Annotated in this window: 23 protein-coding genes; 16 read left to right on the plus strand and 7 right to left on the minus strand. The window is 41.5% G+C overall.

The window, feature by feature from the left end; translation table 11 throughout:
* The first annotated feature begins 136 nt into the window (after positions 1-136).
* Together M1K46_RS08130 and M1K46_RS08135 are read left to right on the plus strand one after the other, a co-directional pair.
* On the plus strand, positions 137-685 hold the full coding sequence (locus M1K46_RS08130; RefSeq protein WP_062231533.1) for a peroxiredoxin: 549 nt from the start codon (positions 137-139) through the stop codon (positions 683-685).
* 161 nt (positions 686-846) lie between these two features.
* Positions 847-1506 (plus strand): potassium channel family protein, encoded by a 660-nt coding sequence (locus M1K46_RS08135; protein ID WP_053358287.1) that lies wholly within the window; start codon positions 847-849, stop codon positions 1504-1506.
* Between the two features lie 57 nt (positions 1507-1563).
* Here M1K46_RS08135 and rnjA read toward each other — a convergent pair whose 3' ends face one another.
* The 3 genes from rnjA to def all read right to left on the minus strand — a co-directional run bounded on the left by rnjA (position 1564) and on the right by def (position 4357).
* Positions 1564-3234: a ribonuclease J1 gene (gene rnjA / locus M1K46_RS08140; RefSeq protein ID WP_091006674.1), complete on the minus strand. Its 1671-nt coding sequence runs from the start codon at positions 3232-3234 to the stop codon at positions 1564-1566.
* Positions 3235-3237: 3 nt separating this feature from the next.
* Positions 3238-3447, minus strand: a complete 210-nt coding sequence (locus M1K46_RS08145; protein ID WP_053354653.1) for a DNA-dependent RNA polymerase subunit epsilon — start codon at positions 3445-3447, stop codon at positions 3238-3240.
* A 358-nt stretch (positions 3448-3805) separates the two neighbouring features.
* On the minus strand, positions 3806-4357 hold the full coding sequence (gene def, locus M1K46_RS08150) for a peptide deformylase (protein WP_256225668.1): 552 nt from the start codon (positions 4355-4357) through the stop codon (positions 3806-3808).
* Between the two features lie 530 nt (positions 4358-4887).
* Between def and pdhA the strand changes: the two genes are divergently transcribed.
* The 5 genes from pdhA (at position 4888) to M1K46_RS08175 (ending at position 10117) form a co-directional block, all read left to right on the plus strand.
* Positions 4888-5967 carry a pyruvate dehydrogenase (acetyl-transferring) E1 component subunit alpha gene (gene pdhA, locus M1K46_RS08155; RefSeq protein ID WP_256225669.1) on the plus strand — a complete coding sequence of 360 codons (1080 nt, stop codon included), beginning with the start codon at positions 4888-4890 and terminating at the stop codon, positions 5965-5967.
* Position 5968: 1 nt separating this feature from the next.
* Positions 5969-6946 carry an alpha-ketoacid dehydrogenase subunit beta gene (locus M1K46_RS08160; RefSeq protein WP_053354650.1) on the plus strand — a complete coding sequence of 326 codons (978 nt, stop codon included), beginning with the start codon at positions 5969-5971 and terminating at the stop codon, positions 6944-6946.
* A 100-nt stretch (positions 6947-7046) separates the two neighbouring features.
* Positions 7047-8351: a dihydrolipoamide acetyltransferase family protein gene (locus tag M1K46_RS08165; protein ID WP_062231538.1), complete on the plus strand. Its 1305-nt coding sequence runs from the start codon at positions 7047-7049 to the stop codon at positions 8349-8351.
* 4 nt (positions 8352-8355) lie between these two features.
* Positions 8356-9768: a dihydrolipoyl dehydrogenase gene (gene lpdA / locus M1K46_RS08170; protein WP_091006683.1), complete on the plus strand. Its 1413-nt coding sequence runs from the start codon at positions 8356-8358 to the stop codon at positions 9766-9768.
* A 91-nt stretch (positions 9769-9859) separates the two neighbouring features.
* Positions 9860-10117, plus strand: coding sequence for a hypothetical protein (locus M1K46_RS08175; protein ID WP_062231540.1), 258 nt, complete (start codon positions 9860-9862; stop codon positions 10115-10117).
* Between the two features lie 59 nt (positions 10118-10176).
* Here M1K46_RS08175 and M1K46_RS08180 read toward each other — a convergent pair whose 3' ends face one another.
* Positions 10177-10599, minus strand: a complete 423-nt coding sequence (locus M1K46_RS08180; protein ID WP_256225670.1) for a DUF1885 family protein — start codon at positions 10597-10599, stop codon at positions 10177-10179.
* 235 nt (positions 10600-10834) lie between these two features.
* On the opposite strand from M1K46_RS08180, the gene M1K46_RS08185 reads away from it, so the two are divergent.
* Together M1K46_RS08185 and M1K46_RS08190 are read left to right on the plus strand one after the other, a co-directional pair.
* Positions 10835-11134, plus strand: a complete 300-nt coding sequence (locus tag M1K46_RS08185; RefSeq protein WP_053354645.1) for a DUF3055 domain-containing protein — start codon at positions 10835-10837, stop codon at positions 11132-11134.
* Positions 11135-11244: 110 nt separating this feature from the next.
* Complete coding sequence (locus M1K46_RS08190; protein ID WP_256225671.1) at positions 11245-11367, plus strand: GapA-binding peptide SR1P; 123 nt, start codon at positions 11245-11247, stop codon at positions 11365-11367.
* Between the two features lie 40 nt (positions 11368-11407).
* On the opposite strand, the gene M1K46_RS08195 is transcribed toward M1K46_RS08190, so the two are convergent.
* On the minus strand, positions 11408-12883 hold the full coding sequence (locus M1K46_RS08195) for an aminotransferase class I/II-fold pyridoxal phosphate-dependent enzyme (protein WP_256225672.1): 1476 nt from the start codon (positions 12881-12883) through the stop codon (positions 11408-11410).
* Between the two features lie 130 nt (positions 12884-13013).
* Between M1K46_RS08195 and M1K46_RS08200 the strand changes: the two genes are divergently transcribed.
* On the plus strand, positions 13014-13982 hold the full coding sequence (locus M1K46_RS08200) for an NAD(P)H-dependent flavin oxidoreductase (protein WP_256225673.1): 969 nt from the start codon (positions 13014-13016) through the stop codon (positions 13980-13982).
* A 96-nt stretch (positions 13983-14078) separates the two neighbouring features.
* Here the strand turns inward: M1K46_RS08200 and M1K46_RS08205 are convergent, their stop codons facing one another.
* Positions 14079-14717, minus strand: coding sequence for a YktB family protein (locus M1K46_RS08205; protein ID WP_091006693.1), 639 nt, complete (start codon positions 14715-14717; stop codon positions 14079-14081).
* A 219-nt stretch (positions 14718-14936) separates the two neighbouring features.
* Here M1K46_RS08205 and M1K46_RS08210 point away from each other — a divergent pair, with 219 nt between their 5' ends.
* The 3 genes from M1K46_RS08210 (at position 14937) to M1K46_RS08220 (ending at position 16565) form a co-directional block, all read left to right on the plus strand.
* Entirely contained in the window at positions 14937-15125 is a 189-nt protein-coding gene (locus tag M1K46_RS08210) for a hypothetical protein (RefSeq protein WP_053354634.1), read from the plus strand.
* Positions 15126-15289: 164 nt separating this feature from the next.
* Positions 15290-16105 (plus strand): inositol monophosphatase family protein, encoded by an 816-nt coding sequence (locus M1K46_RS08215; RefSeq protein ID WP_256225675.1) that lies wholly within the window; start codon positions 15290-15292, stop codon positions 16103-16105.
* Positions 16095-16565 carry a GNAT family N-acetyltransferase gene (locus tag M1K46_RS08220; RefSeq protein ID WP_091006697.1) on the plus strand — a complete coding sequence of 157 codons (471 nt, stop codon included), beginning with the start codon at positions 16095-16097 and terminating at the stop codon, positions 16563-16565. The genes M1K46_RS08215 and M1K46_RS08220 overlap by 11 nt, the downstream gene beginning before the upstream one ends.
* Here the strand turns inward: M1K46_RS08220 and M1K46_RS08225 are convergent.
* Positions 16562-16747, minus strand: a complete 186-nt coding sequence (locus M1K46_RS08225) for a DUF5325 family protein (protein ID WP_053354631.1) — start codon at positions 16745-16747, stop codon at positions 16562-16564. The genes M1K46_RS08220 and M1K46_RS08225 overlap by 4 nt on opposite strands.
* 172 nt (positions 16748-16919) lie before the next feature.
* Between M1K46_RS08225 and typA the strand changes: the two genes are divergently transcribed.
* Genes typA through M1K46_RS08240 form a run of 3 tightly spaced genes read left to right on the plus strand, consistent with a single transcriptional unit; the run spans position 16920 to position 19401 of the window.
* Positions 16920-18761, plus strand: a complete 1842-nt coding sequence (typA, locus tag M1K46_RS08230; RefSeq protein ID WP_062231555.1) for a translational GTPase TypA — start codon at positions 16920-16922, stop codon at positions 18759-18761.
* A gap of 41 nt (positions 18762-18802) precedes the next feature.
* Complete coding sequence (locus tag M1K46_RS08235) at positions 18803-19120, plus strand: YlaH-like family protein (protein ID WP_062232523.1); 318 nt, start codon at positions 18803-18805, stop codon at positions 19118-19120.
* Between the two features lie 11 nt (positions 19121-19131).
* Positions 19132-19401, plus strand: coding sequence for a hypothetical protein (locus M1K46_RS08240; protein WP_256225676.1), 270 nt, complete (start codon positions 19132-19134; stop codon positions 19399-19401).
* Positions 19402-19514: the final 113 nt, after the last annotated feature.

Genomic DNA, 19514 nt, shown 5'->3' on the forward strand with positions numbered 1-19514 from the left:
TGATATTGGGGAAAGTAATGTTGGATTGTGAATAAAACTCCTTATTTAAATTAATTATTATTTAATATTGACTAAAAAGTAAGGTTGTTTTATAATAACAACGAAGCAATAACACAATTAGTTGGAGGGATTTAGTATGGCAGAACGTATGGTAGCAAAACAAGCTCCACGATTTGAAATGGACGCAGTATTACCAAACAAGGAATTCGGAAAAGTAAGTCTTGAAGAAAATATGAAAAATGACAAATGGACCGTGCTTTTCTTCTACCCAATGGACTTTACGTTCGTATGTCCTACTGAAATTACATCTTTAAGCGATCGTTTCGATGAGTTTGAAGATCTGGATGCAGAAGTTATCGGTGTTTCTACTGACACTATTCATACTCACAAAGCTTGGATTAACACTCCGCGTGATTCTAACGGTCTCGGTGAACTTAATTATGCATTGGCTGCTGACACGAACCACGCAGTTGCGCGTGACTATGGTGTTCTAATTGAAGAAGAAGGTGTCGCATTGCGCGGACTTTACATTATTTCACCAGAAGGCGAACTAATGTATGCCGTTGTTAACCACAACAACATCGGCCGTGATGTTGATGAGACATTGCGTGTTCTTCAAGCATTACAAACTGGCGGACTTTGTCCTGCAAACTGGAAGCCAGGACAAGAAACACTGAACGTTTAATACAATCAATGTGAGGACGGCCAAGGATTACTCTTGGCCGTCTTTTTCATTTTCTCATTTGAAAACTCTCTTGTTGATAGAGATGTTGTTTTCTTTTTCCAATTCAGAATCTATACTAAAATAAAAGACTTTACATAAATAAATAGTTGGGGGAATAGATGGTGAAACGCCAATATGCAGTTATCGGCCTCGGCCGCTTTGGTGGAAGCATTTGCCGTGCGTTAAGCGATCAGGGGATGGAAGTGCTGGGCATCGATATGGATGAAGATCGGGTTAATGAGTATTCATCCATTGCCACTCATACAGTCATTGCGGATTCAACAGATGAGGGCGTACTTAAAAACCTGGGTATCCGAAATTTTGAACACGTCATCGTTGCGATAGGGGAAAACCTTCAATCCAGCATACTGACGACTTTAATACTTAAGGATATGGGGGTTTCAAAAATTACTGTGAAGGCACAGAATGATTACCATGAAAGGGTATTGCTGAAAATCGGAGCTGACCGTATCATACATCCTGAAAGAGACATGGGAATAAGGATCGCTCACCAGGTTGTTTCAAAAAATGTTCTGGATTACCTGGAATTGTCTGATGAGTATAGCATTGTCGAGATGGCAGCAGGTGAGAAGATGAGCGGAAAGTCATTACAGGAGATGAACATCCGCGCTAAGTACGGTTGTAATGTGGTGGCCGTAAAGCGCAGCAATGAAGTAATCGTTTCACCTCATGCCGATCAGAAGGTGGAGGAAGGGGATGTATTGATTGTCATAGGAGGCGAAAAGGACATCAGCCGGCTTGAGAAAGATTTAATGGCTTAGCGGAAAAGTTATTACATAAAAAAAGCATGAAAGGTTGTCCTTTCATGCTTTTTCTATTTAGATTTCCATGATGATCGGCAGGATCATCGGACGTCTTTTTGTTTTTTCATAAAGGAAAGGAGAAAGTACATCAGTGATCTCGTTCTTGATCTCAGACCATTGCCTTGTCCGTTTTTCCTCCATAAGCCCGTTCAAATGCTGGTTCAGCAGGTTTTGTGCATCATTGATTAAGTCACCTGACTCTCTCATATACACAAAACCGCGTGAGATGATATCAGGTCCTGCTTCAATTTTGAATTCCTTCATATTCAGGCTGACGACAACAACAACCAGTCCTTCTTCAGATAGAATTTTTCTGTCCCTGAGTACGATGTTGCCAATATCCCCGATGCCGCTTCCGTCGACATATACTGAACCAGAAGGGATCTTGCCGGCAACCGCTGCCTCATTGCTTGAAAGAGCAAGCACATCGCCGTTATCCATTGTAAAACAATTTTCAGGCAGAACATCGCAGGATGTTGCGAGATTGATATGCATCTTTAACATCCTGTATTCCCCATGGATAGGGAGGAAGTATTTTGGTTTCATCAGGCGCAGCATGAGCTTTTGCTCCTGCTGTCCTCCGTGGCCGGAAGTATGAATATCGTTTAATGATCCATGAATCACTTCAGCGCCTGCCCGGAACAGCTGGTTAATGGTTCTATTAACGCTCAATGCATTACCAGGAATCGGCGATGATGAGAAAACAACGGTGTCTCCTGGAATGATCTGAATTTGACGGTGAGTACCGTTGGCTATCCTTGATAATGCAGCCATCGGTTCTCCTTGGCTTCCTGTACACAGGATGGTTACCTGGTTGTCAGGAAGTCTGTTAATCTGTGAAGATTCAATAAACGTATTTTTCGGCGCCTTGATGAATCCGAGTTCTTGTCCGATCGTTATGGCAGAATCCATGCTTCTTCCAAAAACAGCGATCTTCCTGTTATTTTGTACAGAGGCTTCGACTACCTGCTGAAGTCGATAGATGTTTGAGGCGAACGTTGCGAAAATGACCCTGCCGTTGACCTTACGGAAAATATCATTAATGCTCTCGCCAACCTTTCGCTCAGAGAGAGTAAAACCCGGAACTTCAGCATTTGTACTGTCTGAAAGCAGACACAGTACGCCTTCCTTTCCGATTTCCGCCATCTTCGTTAGATCGGCAGGTTCTCCTACAGGAGTAAAATCAAATTTAAAATCTCCCGTATGTACGATGTTGCCTGGCGGTGTCTTGACAACAATTCCGAAAGATTCCGGAATGCTGTGTGTTGTCCGGAAGAATGAAACAGACGTTTTTCTGAATTTAATCACTTGGTCTTCTGAGATTTCATAAAGTTTGGCTCTGCGCAATAGACCGTGTTCTTCAAGTTTGTTTTTGATTAGGGCGATGGCTAGTTTTCCGCCGTAAATAGGAATGTTCACTTGTCTGAGCAAGTATGGAATACCGCCAATATGGTCTTCATGTCCATGGGTAATAAACAGACCTTTAATTTTATCTTCATTTTTTACCAGATACGTATAGTCTGGGATCACATAGTCAATTCCAAGCAGCTCGTCTTCAGGAAATTTAATACCTGCATCAATCAGGATGATTTCATCCTGGAATTGTACGCCGTATGTGTTCTTTCCGATTTCTCCCAAGCCGCCCAGAGCAAACACTGCTGTTTGATGGTTTTTTACAAATTTCATATATTATCTTTTCTCCACTTCAAAAGAGTCTGATTGTTGCTCGTACTCAAGAAATTTCCCTTTGATTTCTTGAACAAACTCAATATTGTAATTGGTATTAGACAGTTTTTTTCTGACTTCCTCGATTGAATTGGCATCCATATAGATGGATTTTGTGTTCTCTCGGATAGGTACCTCGTTTTTGTTTTCCTGGAAATAAACTTTAAAAATCATCTTTTCGTCTCCTTACCGTGCTAGTATTATCAATATCTTCGTTTTATTATAAATGAATTAGGTATGTTTTTCATGTTTTTTTCATCTTATCATGATAAATCGGACAATGTTAAGCCGGTAAAAGCCAGTTTATTGCAGACAAAAAGGTTTTTTTGCTCTTTTTAAATAAGGATATTCTTGCATTAGTTTTTTTAGCTTGTTCATAAATCTTCGTTTTCGTTTCATTTCAGCCGACCATCCTTTTTATGCGTAGTTTGTAGTAGTATGCCGCTGGTCTGTTTTCTCTTGCTAGGTAAATAGTGGATGAAGTCAAGTGAAAAAAGCTCCAGCCTGATCGGCTGGAGCTTTTTTCATTGTTCTATCTGTGAAGCGTTACCGATGTGGGCGGAGTAAACGGGTTCTCTTTGTTGATCCGGTCATAAAACATGATTCCATCTAAATGATCGATCTCATGCTGGAAGACGATAGCAGGCATACCTTTTAACTTTAGTTCGACCTGCTCTCCATCTATTGTTGTTCCTTTAACTGTGGCTTTTGCATAGCGCGGAACGAGGCCGGGAACTTCTCTGTCTACGGAGAGGCAGCCTTCACCGCCTTCAAGGTAAGTTACTTTAACAGAGTGGCTGACGATTCTTGGATTAAAAAGGGCGTAGCTGAATAGTTCCCCTTGTTCGTCAGTAGTATGAACAGCGATGATCCTTTTTGAGATTCCAATTTGCGGACATGCCAGCCCGATGCCCGGGCGGAGTTTGTATTTCTGGGCAATATCAGGGTCTTGGCTGTTCTTCAGAAATTCAAGCATCTTTTTTGCGGTTTCGATATCCTCTTGCTGAGGAGGAAGTTCAACATTTTCTGCTTTTTCGCGCAGTATAGGATGGCCTTCTCGGACAACGTCCTTCATGGTTAGCATATGGTTTCCCCCAATTTTTCAAAGTTTCTTCTTTATTCATATGATAATGGCTTTTTCTGTATTCTACCATAAAAGAATAGCTTTCAATCGGTAATTTGACGCTAAGGTTAGCCAGCTTTTGAAAAATGCTGTTTTGAAACAGGGTGATATGGAAAGTGATACAGTGATGATTGAGGTGTGCTAGAAGGGCTTGAACTGGCCTGTAAAAATTCAAAAATATATTGATAGTAAACAATTGACGCTGTTTGGACGCTGGTGTAAACTAATCATGTGATAAACATAATTGTATTACTTTGATTTCAATAATATAGTAATACAGTTTTTGAAAGCCCTTAGAAACAGGAGGGGTGCACAAGATCATGTTTACCCATGATCAAATAGGGAAACAGCAATAATGATTTGTGCATCGGACCCTTAAGGCTTTTTTATAGTCTTTGTCATGTATACGGAAAATTATGGGCATTCTAATAGAAGCGCCTATATATACATGGCGGATAACATTGGTGTAAGGAAGGATGAGGTGAAGGTTAATGAGTTTGATTGAACAGGTTGAAAAACAATTTGAAACCTTTCAAATCTTATCAGAAGACGGGAAAGTAGTTAATAAATCTGCTATGCCTAAACTTTCAGATGATGAGTTGCAGGAATTAATGACACGTATGATTTATACGCGTATTTGGGACCAAAGAGCGATTTCCTTAAACCGTCAAGGACGTTTAGGATTCTATGCGCCGGTTGCGGGGCAAGAGGCTTCTATGCTTGGTTCTCAATTTGCGCTTGATAAAGAGGACTGGATTCTTCCAGGATATCGTGATATTCCTCAGATTGTATATCACGGATTGCCGCTATACCAAGCATTCCTATATTCCCGCGGACATTTCCAAGGCGGACAGATTCCTGAAGGCGTGAACGTTCTAATGCCTCAGATCATCATCGGCGCACAGATCGTTCAAGCTGCCGGCGTCGGAGTAGGTTTAAAGAAGAAGGGCAAAAAGAATGTTGCGATCACGTATACAGGTGATGGCGGTGCATCACAAGGTGACTTCTACGAAGGATTGAACTTTGCTGGAGCTTACAATGCACAAACCATTTTTGTCGTTCAAAACAACCGTTTCGCGATTTCAGTTCCTGTAGAGAAGCAATCTGCAGCTAAAACAATTGCTCAAAAAGCAGTTGCAGCTGGGATTGAAGGAATTCAAGTAGACGGAATGGACGTATTGGCTGTTTATTCTGCAGTTAAACAAGCTCGTGAGCGTGCTTTAAATGGAGATGGACCAACACTTATCGAAACACTTACTTACCGCTATGGTCCACATACAATGGCAGGTGACGATCCAACCCGTTATCGTACAGAAGACCTTGATAACGAATGGACGAAGAAAGATCCGCTTGTCCGTTTCCGCAAATTCCTCGAAGATAAAGGTCTTTGGTCTGAAGAGCAGGAAAACAAAGTAATGGATCAAGCAAAAGAAGACATTAAAGCAGCGATCAAAAAAGCGGATGGCGCACCGAAGCAAAAGGTTACAGACCTTATCGGATTTATGTTTGAAGAGCTTCCGCACAATCTGAAAGAGCAACTTGAAGAATATAAAGCAAAGGAGTCGAAATAATATGGCTCAAATGACCATGATTCAAGCAATTACAGATGCGATGCGCACTGAATTGAAAAATAATGAAAATGTCGTTGTGTTCGGTGAAGACGTTGGTCAAAACGGCGGTGTGTTCCGTGCAACCGAAGGTCTTCAATCTGAATTTGGTGAAGACCGAGTATTTGATACTCCTCTTGCTGAGTCCGGTATCGGCGGTCTTGCAATTGGCCTGGGACTTACCGGATTCCGTCCTGTTATGGAAATTCAGTTCTTCGGATTTGTATTTGAAGTAATGGACTCTGTTGTGGCTCAGGCTGCACGTATGCGTTACCGTTCTGGCGGAGTTTATAATTCTCCGATTACGATCCGTTCTCCGTTTGGCGGCGGCGTAAAAACTCCAGAACTTCATGCAGATAACCTTGAAGGCCTTATGGCACAAGCACCCGGAGTGAAAGTTGTTATTCCTTCAACGCCTTATGATGCAAAAGGACTTTTGATTTCTGCGATCCGAGATAACGACCCAGTTGTCTACTTGGAACATATGAAACTATACCGTTCTTTCCGCGGCGAAGTGCCAGAAGAAGAATACACAATTGAGATCGGTAAAGCGGACGTGAAACGTGAAGGTAAGGATGTTTCTATCATTACTTACGGAGCGATGGTTCACTCTTCCCTTAAAGCGGCAGAAGAGCTTGAAAAAGAAGGGATCTCTGCTGAGGTTATCGACCTTCGTACGGTTAGCCCGCTTGATATCGACACAATCATCGCTTCAGTTGAAAAAACCGGACGTGCGATCGTCGTTCAAGAAGCTCAAAAACAAGCTGGTGTAGGTGCAACGGTTGTAGCTGAAATTAATGACCGTGCGATCCTTAGCCTTGAAGCACCTGTACTTCGTGTAGCTGCTCCTGATACGGTATTCCCGTTTGCTTCAGCTGAAGATGTTTGGCTTCCTGATTATAAAGATATTGTTGAGAAGGCAAAGACAGTTTATAACTTCTAATGCTGGACAACATGCCTGAAAAAGAAATCTATTTGATTTCTTTTTCAGCATTTTATCCCTTTAAAGCATGATTAATTTTTTACTATAGGAGGCGTTGTTTGTGGCATTTGAATTTAAGCTTCCCGATATCGGTGAAGGTATCCACGAAGGCGAGATTGTAAAATGGTTTGTTAAAGCGGGAGATGAAGTTAAAGAAGACGACATCCTGCTTGAAGTGCAAAATGATAAAGCAGTAGTTGAAATTCCGTCTCCGGTTGACGGTAAGATTCTAGAAGTAAAAGTTGACGAAGGCACTGTTTCTGTCGTTGGTGATGTTCTCGTAACGATCGAATCAGAAAGTGAGCCGCCTCCATCTGCACATGGTGATGATACTCCAGAACAGCCAAAAGCTGAAGAAGAGAAAAAACCAGCTGCAGAAGAAGCAACTCAACAAACAGAAGCAGCAAAAACAGAGCCGGTTTCTGATGAAACAGTCGATGAAAATAAACGTGTTATCGCAATGCCGTCAGTGCGCAAATACGCACGGGAAAAAGGCGTTGAAATCCGTAAAGTTTCCGGTTCAGGAGACAACGGCCGTGTAATGAAAGAAGACATCGACAAATACCTAAGCGGCGATGCTGGAACTCAAGAGCAGGAAGCTGTAAAAGAACCTGCAGCAGGAGCACCTGCTGCAAAAGAAGCTCCTAAAGCGATCCCAACTGGGGACAATGAAACTCGTGAAAAACTTAAAGGCGTTCGTAAAGTGATTGCGAAAGCTATGGTTAATTCTAAGCATACTGCTCCTCACGTGACGTTGATGGACGAAATTGAAGTTACCGAGCTCGTGGCACACCGTAAGAAATTCAAACAAGCTGCAGCGGATAAAGGAATTAAGCTTACTTACCTTCCTTACGTTGTTAAAGCTTTAGTTTCTGCTGCACGTGAATTCCCTGCAATTAATGCTTCTATTGATGATGCGAATGAAGAAATCGTTTGGAAGCACTATTACAATATTGGAATTGCAGCCGATACAGATAACGGACTAATGGTTCCAGTTGTAAAAGATGCTGACCGTAAATCCATCTTCAAAATTTCTGCAGAAATCAATGAGTTGGCTGTTAAGGCCCGTGACGGAAAACTTTCATCCGATGAAATGAGAGGCGGATCTATTACAATTTCAAATATTGGATCAGCTGGCGGACAATGGTTTACTCCTGTCATCAACCATCCGGAAGTGGCGATTCTAGGAATCGGCCGTATTGCAGAAAAAGCAATTGTGAAAAACGGAGAAGTTGTCGTTGCACCGGTTCTTGCGTTATCATTAAGCTTTGACCACCGTTTAATTGATGGTGTAACTGCTCAAAACGCAATGAACCATATTAAACGTTTGTTGAACGATCCACAACTTTTGGTAATGGAGGCGTAGAGAAATGGTTGTAGGTGATTTTCCGATTGAATTAGACACACTTGTTATAGGATCAGGTCCAGGGGGATATGTGGCTGCCATCCGTGCAGCACAGCTTGGCCAAAAGGTTGCTGTAGCAGAAAAAGGCGAAATGGGCGGTGTATGCTTAAACGTAGGATGTATTCCTTCTAAAGCACTGATCAATGCCGGCCATCGCGTTGAACATGCGAAGCATTCTGACGACATGGGAATTAAAGCAGAGAACGTTACTGTTGACTTCTCAAAGGTTCAAGAATGGAAATCCGGTATCGTTAATAAATTAACATCTGGAGTTCAAGGCCTGCTTAAAGGAAACAAAGCGGAAATTATTCGCGGTGAAGCCTACTTCGTTAACGAAAATACAGTACGTATCATGGATGAAAAGAATTCTCAAACGTACAAGTTCAAAAATTGTATCATTGCAACAGGTTCCCGTCCGATCGAAATTCCTGGATTCAAATGGAGTGACCGTGTCATTTCTTCTACAGGTGCTCTTGCTTTGCAAGAAGTTCCAAAGAAAATGGTCGTAATCGGCGGAGGCTACATCGGAATGGAGCTTGGAACAGCTTTTGCTAACTTCGGTACTGAAATTACAGTATTGGAAGGAAGCAAGCAGATTCTTCCGGGCTTTGAAAAGCAGATGAGCCAAGTGGTTTCTAAACGCTTGAAGAAAAAAGGCAATGTAGAAATCTTTACAGAAGCTCTCGCTAAAGGCGTGGAAGAAACAAAAGACGGAGTTACCGTAACTGCTGAAATCAAAGGTGAAACCAAAACGTTTGATGCAGATTATGTATTGGTAACTGTTGGACGCCGTCCAAACACTGAAGAGCTTGGACTTGAGCAAGTCGGGATTGAAATCACTGAGCGCGGATTAATCAAGATCGATAAGCAAGCTCAAACCAATGTAAAAGGCATTTACGCGATTGGTGACATCGTTGAGGGGCCAGCTCTTGCTCATAAAGCTTCTTATGAAGGTAAAATTGCAGCTGAAGCGATCAGCGGACATCCTTCTGAGATCGACTACCTAGCTATTCCAGCGGTTGTATTTACCGATCCTGAACTAGCTACTGTAGGATATGATGAAAAGAGCGCGAAGGAAGCTGGATTTGACGTAAAAGCGTCCAAATTCCCATTCGCTGCAAACGGCCGTGCGCTGTCCATGAATGAAACTGACGGCTTCATGAAGCTGATCACTAGAAAAGAAGACGGATTGCTTCTTGGCGCTCAAATTGCGGGCGGAAACGCGTCTGACATGATTGCTGAGCTTGGATTGGCTATCGAAGCTGGAATGACAGCAGAAGATATTGCTATGACGATTCATGCCCACCCAACATTCGGAGAGATCTCCATGGAAGCTGCTGAAGTAGCGCTTGGATCTCCAATCCACATTGTAAAATAATTGTATTCTATCAGGCCTTCCCTTAGGGAAGGCCTTTTTTAGGTTTTGTTCCTTTAAAATCCAGCATAGTGTAAGAGAGGAGGGGTGTACGATGAAATGGTTTCTTTTAATCAGTCCAGTACATTGTGTTTTGTGGGCCGGTTACTTTACAGTGATCGAATTATCCAGACATGATCGAACGTTTTTTGAAATTATTTTGTTTCTCATGTTTTTATACCTGTCTTACCTGTTCTCTCATACGTTGTTTCAAAAAAGAACGGTAGCCATTAAAAGCACGATATTGTCCTCGTCTTTATTTTTGCTGGCTAAATGGACCATGCTGCTTTTTGGGACGTTTACTCTCTCTTGATGGTTAATGCAAAAAAAGATGCCTGTCATCTGGTTCAGGCATCCAAAGTTGCTGCTTTTTTATTTTCTCTTATAGTAATACATTATTCTGCCATTAAATAAATGCAGCTCTCCCTCTAGTTGTTTCGCCAGGAACTTACAGAATTCATTTGCTTTTCCTTTGTCTCCATGTGTAAACCCTTCCGGCAGAGTGACCTGGATATAGGAGGTATTTGTTTCATCTGTTTCCTCAGTGTCCAATCCAATAATAATATACTTAAATTGCTGTCTGTCAGTACCTTTTAAATAAAACCATCGGTCCTTGCCTTCGCTTTTTTCTTCCATTGAATAAGGAAATGCCGATTGACCATATTCCCATCCAAGCTGGGTGCCTGTCTTAGAGGTAATCTCTTTGTAATAACGAAAAAGATTCTTCACTTCTTCACTTGTAATAGAATGCTGTTTCGATGACGGTACGAGTTTGATATAAGCGTGCTGCTGCAATTTAATACCCCGCTTTCCCCCGATTTAACAACGGATGAGGCCAGTATACCTTACCTACTACTTTACCATTATTTTAAATAGTATGACAATATTACGTTAATTGGTTTAACTAAGGAAATACTGGGGAAAAAGATATAAATTAAGTTTGTTATAAAATACATCTCAGCGAATATAGTTGTTATATACTGCAAACATAGCGGCCCGCTTCAAAAATTATGGTTAGGGAGGGGTTTCTGTGGAAGTATTTGAAAAGCTTTATGATGAACATGAAAATGTCAACGTGCGTTTTGTTGGTTTTACAACAGAAGAGGTTCGGTATGACTTTGGTATTATCCATACGAACATGTTCTTCGGTAAGCCCTTGGTTGTCTGTATGCAGACTGGGCGGTCGGCCCTGCTTGATGCAAATGATCTTCAGAACCATGAGTACCTGCAGAAGGTGTTTCGTATTCACTCATTAAAGGAAGCGAAAGATCTTTCCCTTTTCTTTGAAGAGTCTCTTCCGTCTATACTTGCATCTGAGCAATATGATTAAACATCATAAATAATTTAATGTGTTATGCTAATCAGGGTTGACAAATTGAATGTGACATAATATTATAAAGGTAAGAATAAAAGCGCTTACATGAAAAGGAGATGTTTTAGATGGGAGAAATCATTTGCCAGACATGTGATAGCACGATTGAACATTTTGAAGACGAAAAGGTAACAAAGCTTTACGCAAATAAATGTCCAAACTGCGCAAATCATACGAACGATAATAAATAAATTAAGAAAATCCCGGATATCATCCGGGATTTTTTTATTTCTATCGAATCGCGATGTGTTCTTTTATCACTTTTAGCATTCCTAATTCAGGATCCTCTGGACCCTGAACAGGCAGGCCTGCCTCAATGGTTTCCTTAATATAGTCCAGGTTATCCTGTGTAATGATTTCACCAGGAATGAAAATTGGAATTCCAGGGGGATAAACCATGATAAATTCGGCAATGATTCTGCCTGCTGATTCCTCAAAGGGAACACTCTCGGTATCTGCGTAAAAAGCGTCACGAGGAGATAATGCAAGCACAGGAATATCGGGAACGTGTACAGGCAAAGCTTGTGCAGCCCTCTCATCTGTATTCTCAAAGTGCTGGGACATTTCTTCAAGTGCGTTTACTAATACCATAATATTCTTCTCGTGATCAGCAGTCGTAATGAGACAAAGGATGTTATAAAGATCGGACAGTTCGACTTCTATATTATGTTTTTCGCGAAGCCAAACTTCAGCATCATATCCAGTTATCCCAAGTTCTTTAACAGAAATAAGAAGTTTCGTCGGATCCAGGTCATAGGTCGCTTCTTTTCCCAATATTTCCTCACCGACACAATAAAGGCGAGGTATTTTATTGATCTTTTCTCGTGCCTCATTGGCCAGTTTGATGGTTTTTTCAATGATGCTGTATCCTTCAGTAGCCAAACGTTTTCTTGCTGTATCAAGAGAGGCGAGCAAAATATAAGACGTTGACGTGGTCGTGAGCATACTCAGGATCGTTTGAACTCTTTTGGCTGAAACAAGACCTTCTTTTATGTTAAGGATAGAGCTCCCTGTAAGTGAGCCGCCTAATTTGTGAACTGAAGTCGCAGCCATATCCGCTCCTGCCTGCATCGCGGAGAGCGGCATCTTGTCATGAAAGTGAATAAGGACACCATGAGCTTCGTCGACAAGAACGGGTACACGGTAGCCATGTGCGATTTCAACAATTTCACTAAGATTGGCTGACACTCCATAATAGGTCGGATTAATGACAAGCACCCCTTTAGCATCAGGATTCTGCTCCAATGCTTTCTTAACGCTTTGAGGGGTTATTCCATGAGAGATCCCTAGCTCCCTGTCAATTTCCGGATGAATGAAAACAGGTGTGGCACCAGAAAAAACGATCGCTGTCATAATGGATTTATGGACGTTGCGCGGTACGATAATTTTATCTCCGGGAGATACGACCGACATGATCATCGTCATGATGGCACCGCTTGTTCCTTGAACAGAGAAGAAAGTATGGTCAGCTCCAAAAGCTTGAGCCGCTAAGTCCTGAGCCTGTTTTATCATGCCCTTCGGCTGGTGAAGATCATCAAGGGGAGCAATATTAATTAAATCTATGGACAGGGCATTCTCGCCGATAAAATCCCGGAATTCCGGGTCCATTCCGTAGCCTTTTTTATGTCCGGGAATATGAAATTGATACGGGTTTCGTTTAGCATGTTCTTTTAGACCAGTAAATAAAGGGGTTTCGTGTTGTGACAATTTTGACACCTCATCTATAATAAAAATAATCTTATCCTCATGAAAATACATAGTAAAACAAAAGAAGTATATCAGATTCTAACAGTTTTGTATGCAAAGAATATAAAAAAAGAAAGGTTGGGGAAGAAGCATGGAAATGAAAACAAAAGTGACGGAGTTGTTGGGTATCCGTTATCCCATCATTCAGGGAGGGCTGGCCTATCTAGCATACTCGAGACTTGCAGCTGGGGTTTCAGAAGCAGGCGGCCTAGGACAAATTACGGCTATGTCACTAGATTCTCCAGAATCATTAAAAGAGGAGATTAAAAAAACGAAAGAAATGACTTCAAGCCCTTTTGGAGTAAATTTTGCAATCGGACAACATGGAAGGTCCTTTGAACATATGGTTGAAGCTGCAGTGGAAGAAAAAGTGCCTGTGATCAGTATGACAGGCGGAAACCCGTCAGGCATATTTGATCTTTTAAAGGGAATTGAGGTGAAGAAACTTGTTCTCGTTGCATCCACAAGACAGGCTGTTAAAGCAGAACAGCTAGGTGCCGATGCCGTCATGGTCGTTGGCCAGGAAGGAGGGGGACATATTGGAAAAGATGATGTCAGTACGATGGTGCTCATTCCTCAGGTAGCTGATGCGGTTTCCATACCGGTAATTGCTTCAGGAGGCATAGGAGATGGGAGAGGTTTGATGGCTGCCCTGGCCCTTGGTGCTGAAGGTGTGGAAATGGGGACCAGGTTCATTGCTACTAAGGAATGTGAACACGCACATCCTGTATATAAGGAAGCTCTGGTTCATGGAACGGAAACAGGGACAGTAGTCATTAAACGGAAGCTTGGTGCACCAGCCAGAGCGATCAGCAACAGCTGGACAGACCTTATTTTGCAAGAAGAAGAAAAAGCTGCGGGTTACGAAGAGATAAAAGATCTTATCAGCGGAAAACGGAACAAGGAATACATCTATGATGGAAACTCAAACGAAGGTTTTGGATGGGCTGGCCAAATCATGGGGAGAATTCAAGATGTTCCTTCAGTTGAAGAACTCTTTGCCAGGATACTTTCTGAAGCAGGCCATATTAAAGAGAGATGGGGAGCAGTGATTAAATAAAATTATTGAACGTTTTACCCAAACACTTTTTGCTCTCAACAATATACTAATGGTAAGAAGAGGAGAGATTCTCTCCCCTTCCTGCCAAATCATATGTTACTCGGAATACACCTGTTTTTTTAACTCGTAAAGGGGCATCAGGGTTCGGAAGACGCTATCTGCTTTTTCGATAAAGTCCTTTCCGTTCAACTGAACCGCCTCATCCCTAGGTATATGAATCCCGCATAGCAGTTCGGCCTTTTTCACTTCTGCCAAAGTACGCACAAAGCCTGAAAGGTTACCGTTCTTCATTTCACGATGATGCACAGCATCCGGCTTCATATGATCCTGTGACCAAACGAAGTCATCCGGAATGGAGGCAGTGATCGTATTTAATTCTTTTTTGAGCGAAGCGGCATACTCTTTTTTTACTGGGGATTCATATATAATAGCAAACCAGATAAATACGTGGGTCTCAAACAGTCCGATTTGAAAATGCGGAAGTTTTTTGTATCCTCTCTTGCTGCTCGAGAATGCCACCCATGTATCATTTGGGGGATTAACTGTTCTTCGGGCATGTTTTGCCACATGAAAAAACATCTCCTCTCCCGTTAAAGAAGAAAGTTCTGCCGCGAAATGGCTGCCTAATGCTTCAAGCTTTGGCCGCACCCGCTCAATCAGTTTCTCCATTCTCGCCTCAAGTCCTTCAATAGCAAACACCTTAAAATCGCTCTCTTTAAATCCTGTAAAGCTCATTTCTTTTCCTCCTGCTAGAACTGTTTTGTGCACTGTGGTTAGTAGTTTACCACAAGGGATACTGTAAAAGAAAATCCGCAATATATGCTGCTTTTATATAATTTTTTTAAAAAAAGAGATTAAGGTTGCATTAAGTGAAAGTCAATCATATGATAGAAGACAATATCAAAAATCAGAATATTTAGTATTCTTACAAAAGATAGAAAGGATGTGGGATGTATGAAACAAGTCATTCAAACACTGAAAAGAACGGACGCCGAGCGAAGAATACCGGTACTGAAACTTGAGATCGATTATGAATTAGCGACATTATTCGAAGCATTGCAAAATAAAAATACGAAGCAGATCAACGAATCCAAGCGGAAGCTGGAAAAACTTCGCCAGGAACTAGTGAGACTGGAAGCATGATGATAACTGACACAGGGTAAAAAAACGAACCTGATCTATTGCAGGGTCGTTTTTTTTGGGTGAACAATAAAGTTCCTTCTGACAAAAGTGCATGGTATGGTTATGTTAAGCCTTACTAGTGGTAACATATAATAAAACATTGAACGAAACTGGAGCTGATGATAATGGACAATACAAAACTTGAAGATCTATACCAAACGGCCAAGAACTGGGTGTATGAAGCCGGAGAAGTTATTAAGCGTTCATTTTCTAATGAGCTGAACATTACATATAAATCACATTATGCCGATTTAGTGACAGATATGGACAAAGCCATAGAAAAGTTCTTTATCGATAAAATTAAAAAAGAATACCCGGACCATGAAATATTGGGGGAGGAAGGCTATGGCGATGAGGTGAAGGATCTAGACGGAACCGTCTGGATCATTGACCCGATCGATGGAACCACTAATTTTGTCCATCAGCAGAATAACTTTGCCATTTCAGTGGGGATTTTTCATAATGGTGAAGGTAAAGCGGCGTTTATTTATGACGTGGTCCGCAACGAATTGTTTCATTGCATAAAAGGGAACGGGCTGTATTTAAATGAAGAAAAACTTCCTCTGCTCAGTGAAGTGACGTTGGACAAAGCGGTCATCGGCTTAAACGCCACCTGGATTACACCAAACCGCAAGATAGATCATCATCTGCTTCTTCCCCTTGTCAGAAAATCGCGCGGAACAAGATCTTATGGTACAGCAGCCATCGAACTGGCCTATGTCGCTTGCGGAAGGCTGGATGCCTATATGACGATGAGGCTTTCACCTTGGGATTTTGCAGCAGGATATATTTTGATTCAGGAAGCCGGTGGAATCATTTCCACGATGGACGGCAAGAAAGTGGAGGTTTTGAGCAAAACAAGTATTTTTGCTGCGAAGCCTGGTTTGCATCAAGAAATTTTGGATACCATCCATACGGGAACACCACAAGATGGAGAATAGAAAAATAAGGGATGAAGATTTCGATTTTTTTAAAGAAATAATCCGCCATTCACACACTTGGATGGAAGAAGAAGGCTTGACAGGCCAAGAAAATGATGAGCATTTGCGGTCTTATTTGCATCGTTATGATGAAACAGGCGGAGAATGGCTGATCTGGAGTGGGGAAGGGCAAAAAATTGGAGCAGCGTATCTTGTATACGCTGCTCCTTCCAATAAAAAACCATGGCTTGGCACCATTGTCATCCATCCTGAAAAAAGAAAACAAGGATTTGCCAAAAAAATCATAGAGGAGATTTCCTCAATGGTGATACAGAATAGCCCTGTATTGTTTTCAGCCTGTCCTGCGGAAAATACATCCTGGATCCGCTTCCTGAATCACAATGGCTTTGAACAGGCGGGATTAGAAAATGATGAAAAAGGAAAAGAATATATTAAATTTGTTAAAGTCCTTTCAGACTAAGACTGATTTCTTTCCCTGAATCTTTTTTTTAGTGTAAAACCTAATCCCATAAGTAAAAATACAGCAATGATCGCAATGATACCAATCAGCCAGCTATGTTGGCCGATTGCCACTCCGATCAAAGCAATGCTGAACGTTGTTAACACGGCAATGATCAAAAAAATCATATTTTCAATTTTCATAAGGGCCTCCAATCATACAAACGATAACTATAGTGTAACTAATTTTTTAAAAAAGAAAAAGATTGTAGTTCTTTGTGGTATAATAGTAAAGTTGAATTCCAATAGAGAAATAAATATCCAGGTTGGTTCTGGAAATTTAATAAATAAAAGATAGGATTTTTAAGGAGAGATTATTTTGAATTTGAGACAAGATATAAAAAACATCGCGATTATCGCGCACGTTGACCACGGGAAAACAACGCTCGTGGACCAAATGCTTCACCAATCAGGAACTTTCCGTTCAAATGAACATGTCAATGAACGTGCAATGGACTCCAATGATTTGGAAAAAGAACGCGGAATCACAATCTTAGCAAAGAATACGGCGATCAATTATGAAGGGATCCGCATTAACATCATGGATACTCCTGGACATGCCGATTTTGGCGGAGAGGTAGAACGGATCATGAAAATGGTTGATGGTGTTCTTCTAGTCGTTGACGCTTACGAAGGATGTATGCCGCAAACTCGATTCGTTTTGAAAAAAGCGCTTGAGCAAAAATTGACTCCAATCGTAGTCGTAAATAAAATTGACCGTGATTTTGCCCGTCCTGAAGAAGTAGTGGATGAAGTCATTGATTTGTTTATCGAGCTTGGTGCAAATGAAGACCAGCTTGAATTCCCTGTCGTATTTGCTTCTGCAATCCAAGGTACATCGAGCACGGATCCGCATCAGCAAGATGAAAACATGAAAGCTTTATTCGACTCCATTATTGAAAATATTCCATCACCGGTTGATAACAGTGATGAGGCGCTGCAATTCCAAGTTTCCCTTTTGGATTACAATGATTATCTTGGCCGTATCGGGATTGGCCGTGTTTTCAGAGGTACAATGCATGTAGGTCAGGCTGTGTCTCTTATGAAGCTTGACGGATCCGTTAAAAAATTTCGCGTAACTAAAATCTTCGGTTTCCTTGGACTGAAGAGAGTGGAAATCCAGGAAGCAAAAGCTGGTGACCTCGTAGCTGTATCAGGAATGGAAGAAATCAATGTTGGTGAAACGGTCTGTCCTGAAGGCCAGGAAGAAGCTTTACCGGTTCTTAGAATTGATGAGCCTACATTGAAAATGACCTTCCTTGTGAACAACTCGCCTTTTGCAGGACGAGAAGGGAAATACCTTACTTCAAGAAAAATTGAAGAGCGACTTCGTTCACAGTTGGAGACTGATGTTTCCCTGCGTGTTGATAACACGGAATCACCGGATGCTTGGATTGTTTCTGGACGCGGAGAGCTTCACCTTTCCATTCTGATTGAAAACATGAGAAGAGAAGGCTACGAGCTTCAAGTATCAAAACCTGAAGTAATCGTTCGAATGGTTGACGGAGTTCGTTCTGAACCTGTAGAGCGTGTTCAAATTGATGTACCAGAAGAGTATACTGGAGCCGTTATGGAATCTCTCGGAGCTCGAAAAGGCGAAATGCTGAACATGATCAATGATGGTAGTGGTCAGGTTAGACTCGAATTCATGGTTCCTGCACGTGGTTTGATCGGGTATTCAACAGAATTCTTAACACAAACTCGAGGCTATGGAATATTGAATCATACATTTGACAGCTATCAGCCGATGCATCAAGGCCAGGTTGGAGGACGCCGCCAGGGAGTTCTTGTATCAATGGAACACGGCAAGGCGAGCCAATACGGTATTATCAATGTGGAAGACCGCGGAACGATCTTCGTAGAACCGGGTACTGAGGTTTATGAAGGAATGATCGTCGGTGAACATACACGAGAAAATGATATTACGGTAAATATCGTAAAAGTGAAGCAAATGACAAATATGCGATCTGCTAACAAAGACCAGACTGTAAGCATGAAAAAACCAAAGGTTATGTCGTTAGAGGAATCACTTGAATATCTGAATGAAGATGAGTATTGTGAAGTTACACCTGAGAGCATCCGTCTTCGCAAAAAAATCCTTGATAAAAATGAGCGTGAACGTGCAAGCAAGAAAAGTAAAATAGCCAAGCAAAACTAAGATTTCGTCTGGTGGTGTGAGCGGTGGATGATAAAAAAGTAATGTCTGCGACGGGTGAGGATTCTTCACCCATCGCTCTTCTTTTAGGAATAAACGAACATCCTGTAGCAGGTTTCTTTCTATTGTATCTGGTCATTACAGTATTAACGATTCTTGTCTATCAGCTGGGATTTGCTAAAAAGCTTCCACTTCTTAAATCTGCAGTTATCTATATTCTTTTGATATTGGGCTGTTTTCCGCTTACCTTTTTCGGAATAGGCCTGCCGGTTGCAGAGGGTCTTTTGTGTGCTGCCGCAGTATTGATTATTTACAAGATCAGGCTGCACCAGAGCAAAAAAAATAAAGCCGAACACCTTTAAGGAGAGCCTCTATGACCTTACAGGATGCGCTTTACAATTGGCTAAGTATAAAAAAGGTGGCAGAAGAAAGAACTGATGATCAAGCTGCAGCAGATACACTGCTTTTTTTCGATGAAATTCTGCGGGATGACCATGGGTTAGAACAAATTGCTGTGCGTATCAGCAATGGCTGTTATGAAGTGGATTACAGAATTGGGGATTCACAGCTTCATAAAAAATTTCCTTGCGACTATATTGATGCACTTTGGGAATCGATTGAAGCAGAGCCTAAGTATAATTAGATTATATTTTATATTGAGCCATGAACACTACTTGTTCATGGCTCTTTTTATTAGAAAGCCCAAGAGGCATCCATACAGCAGGTGTCCTGCAAACCAGAGAAAAAGAGCATAAA

This window comes from Fictibacillus sp. WQ 8-8 (assembly GCF_024494405.1).
In the GTDB taxonomy this organism is placed as follows: domain Bacteria; phylum Bacillota; class Bacilli; order Bacillales; family Fictibacillaceae; genus Fictibacillus_C; species Fictibacillus_C marinisediminis.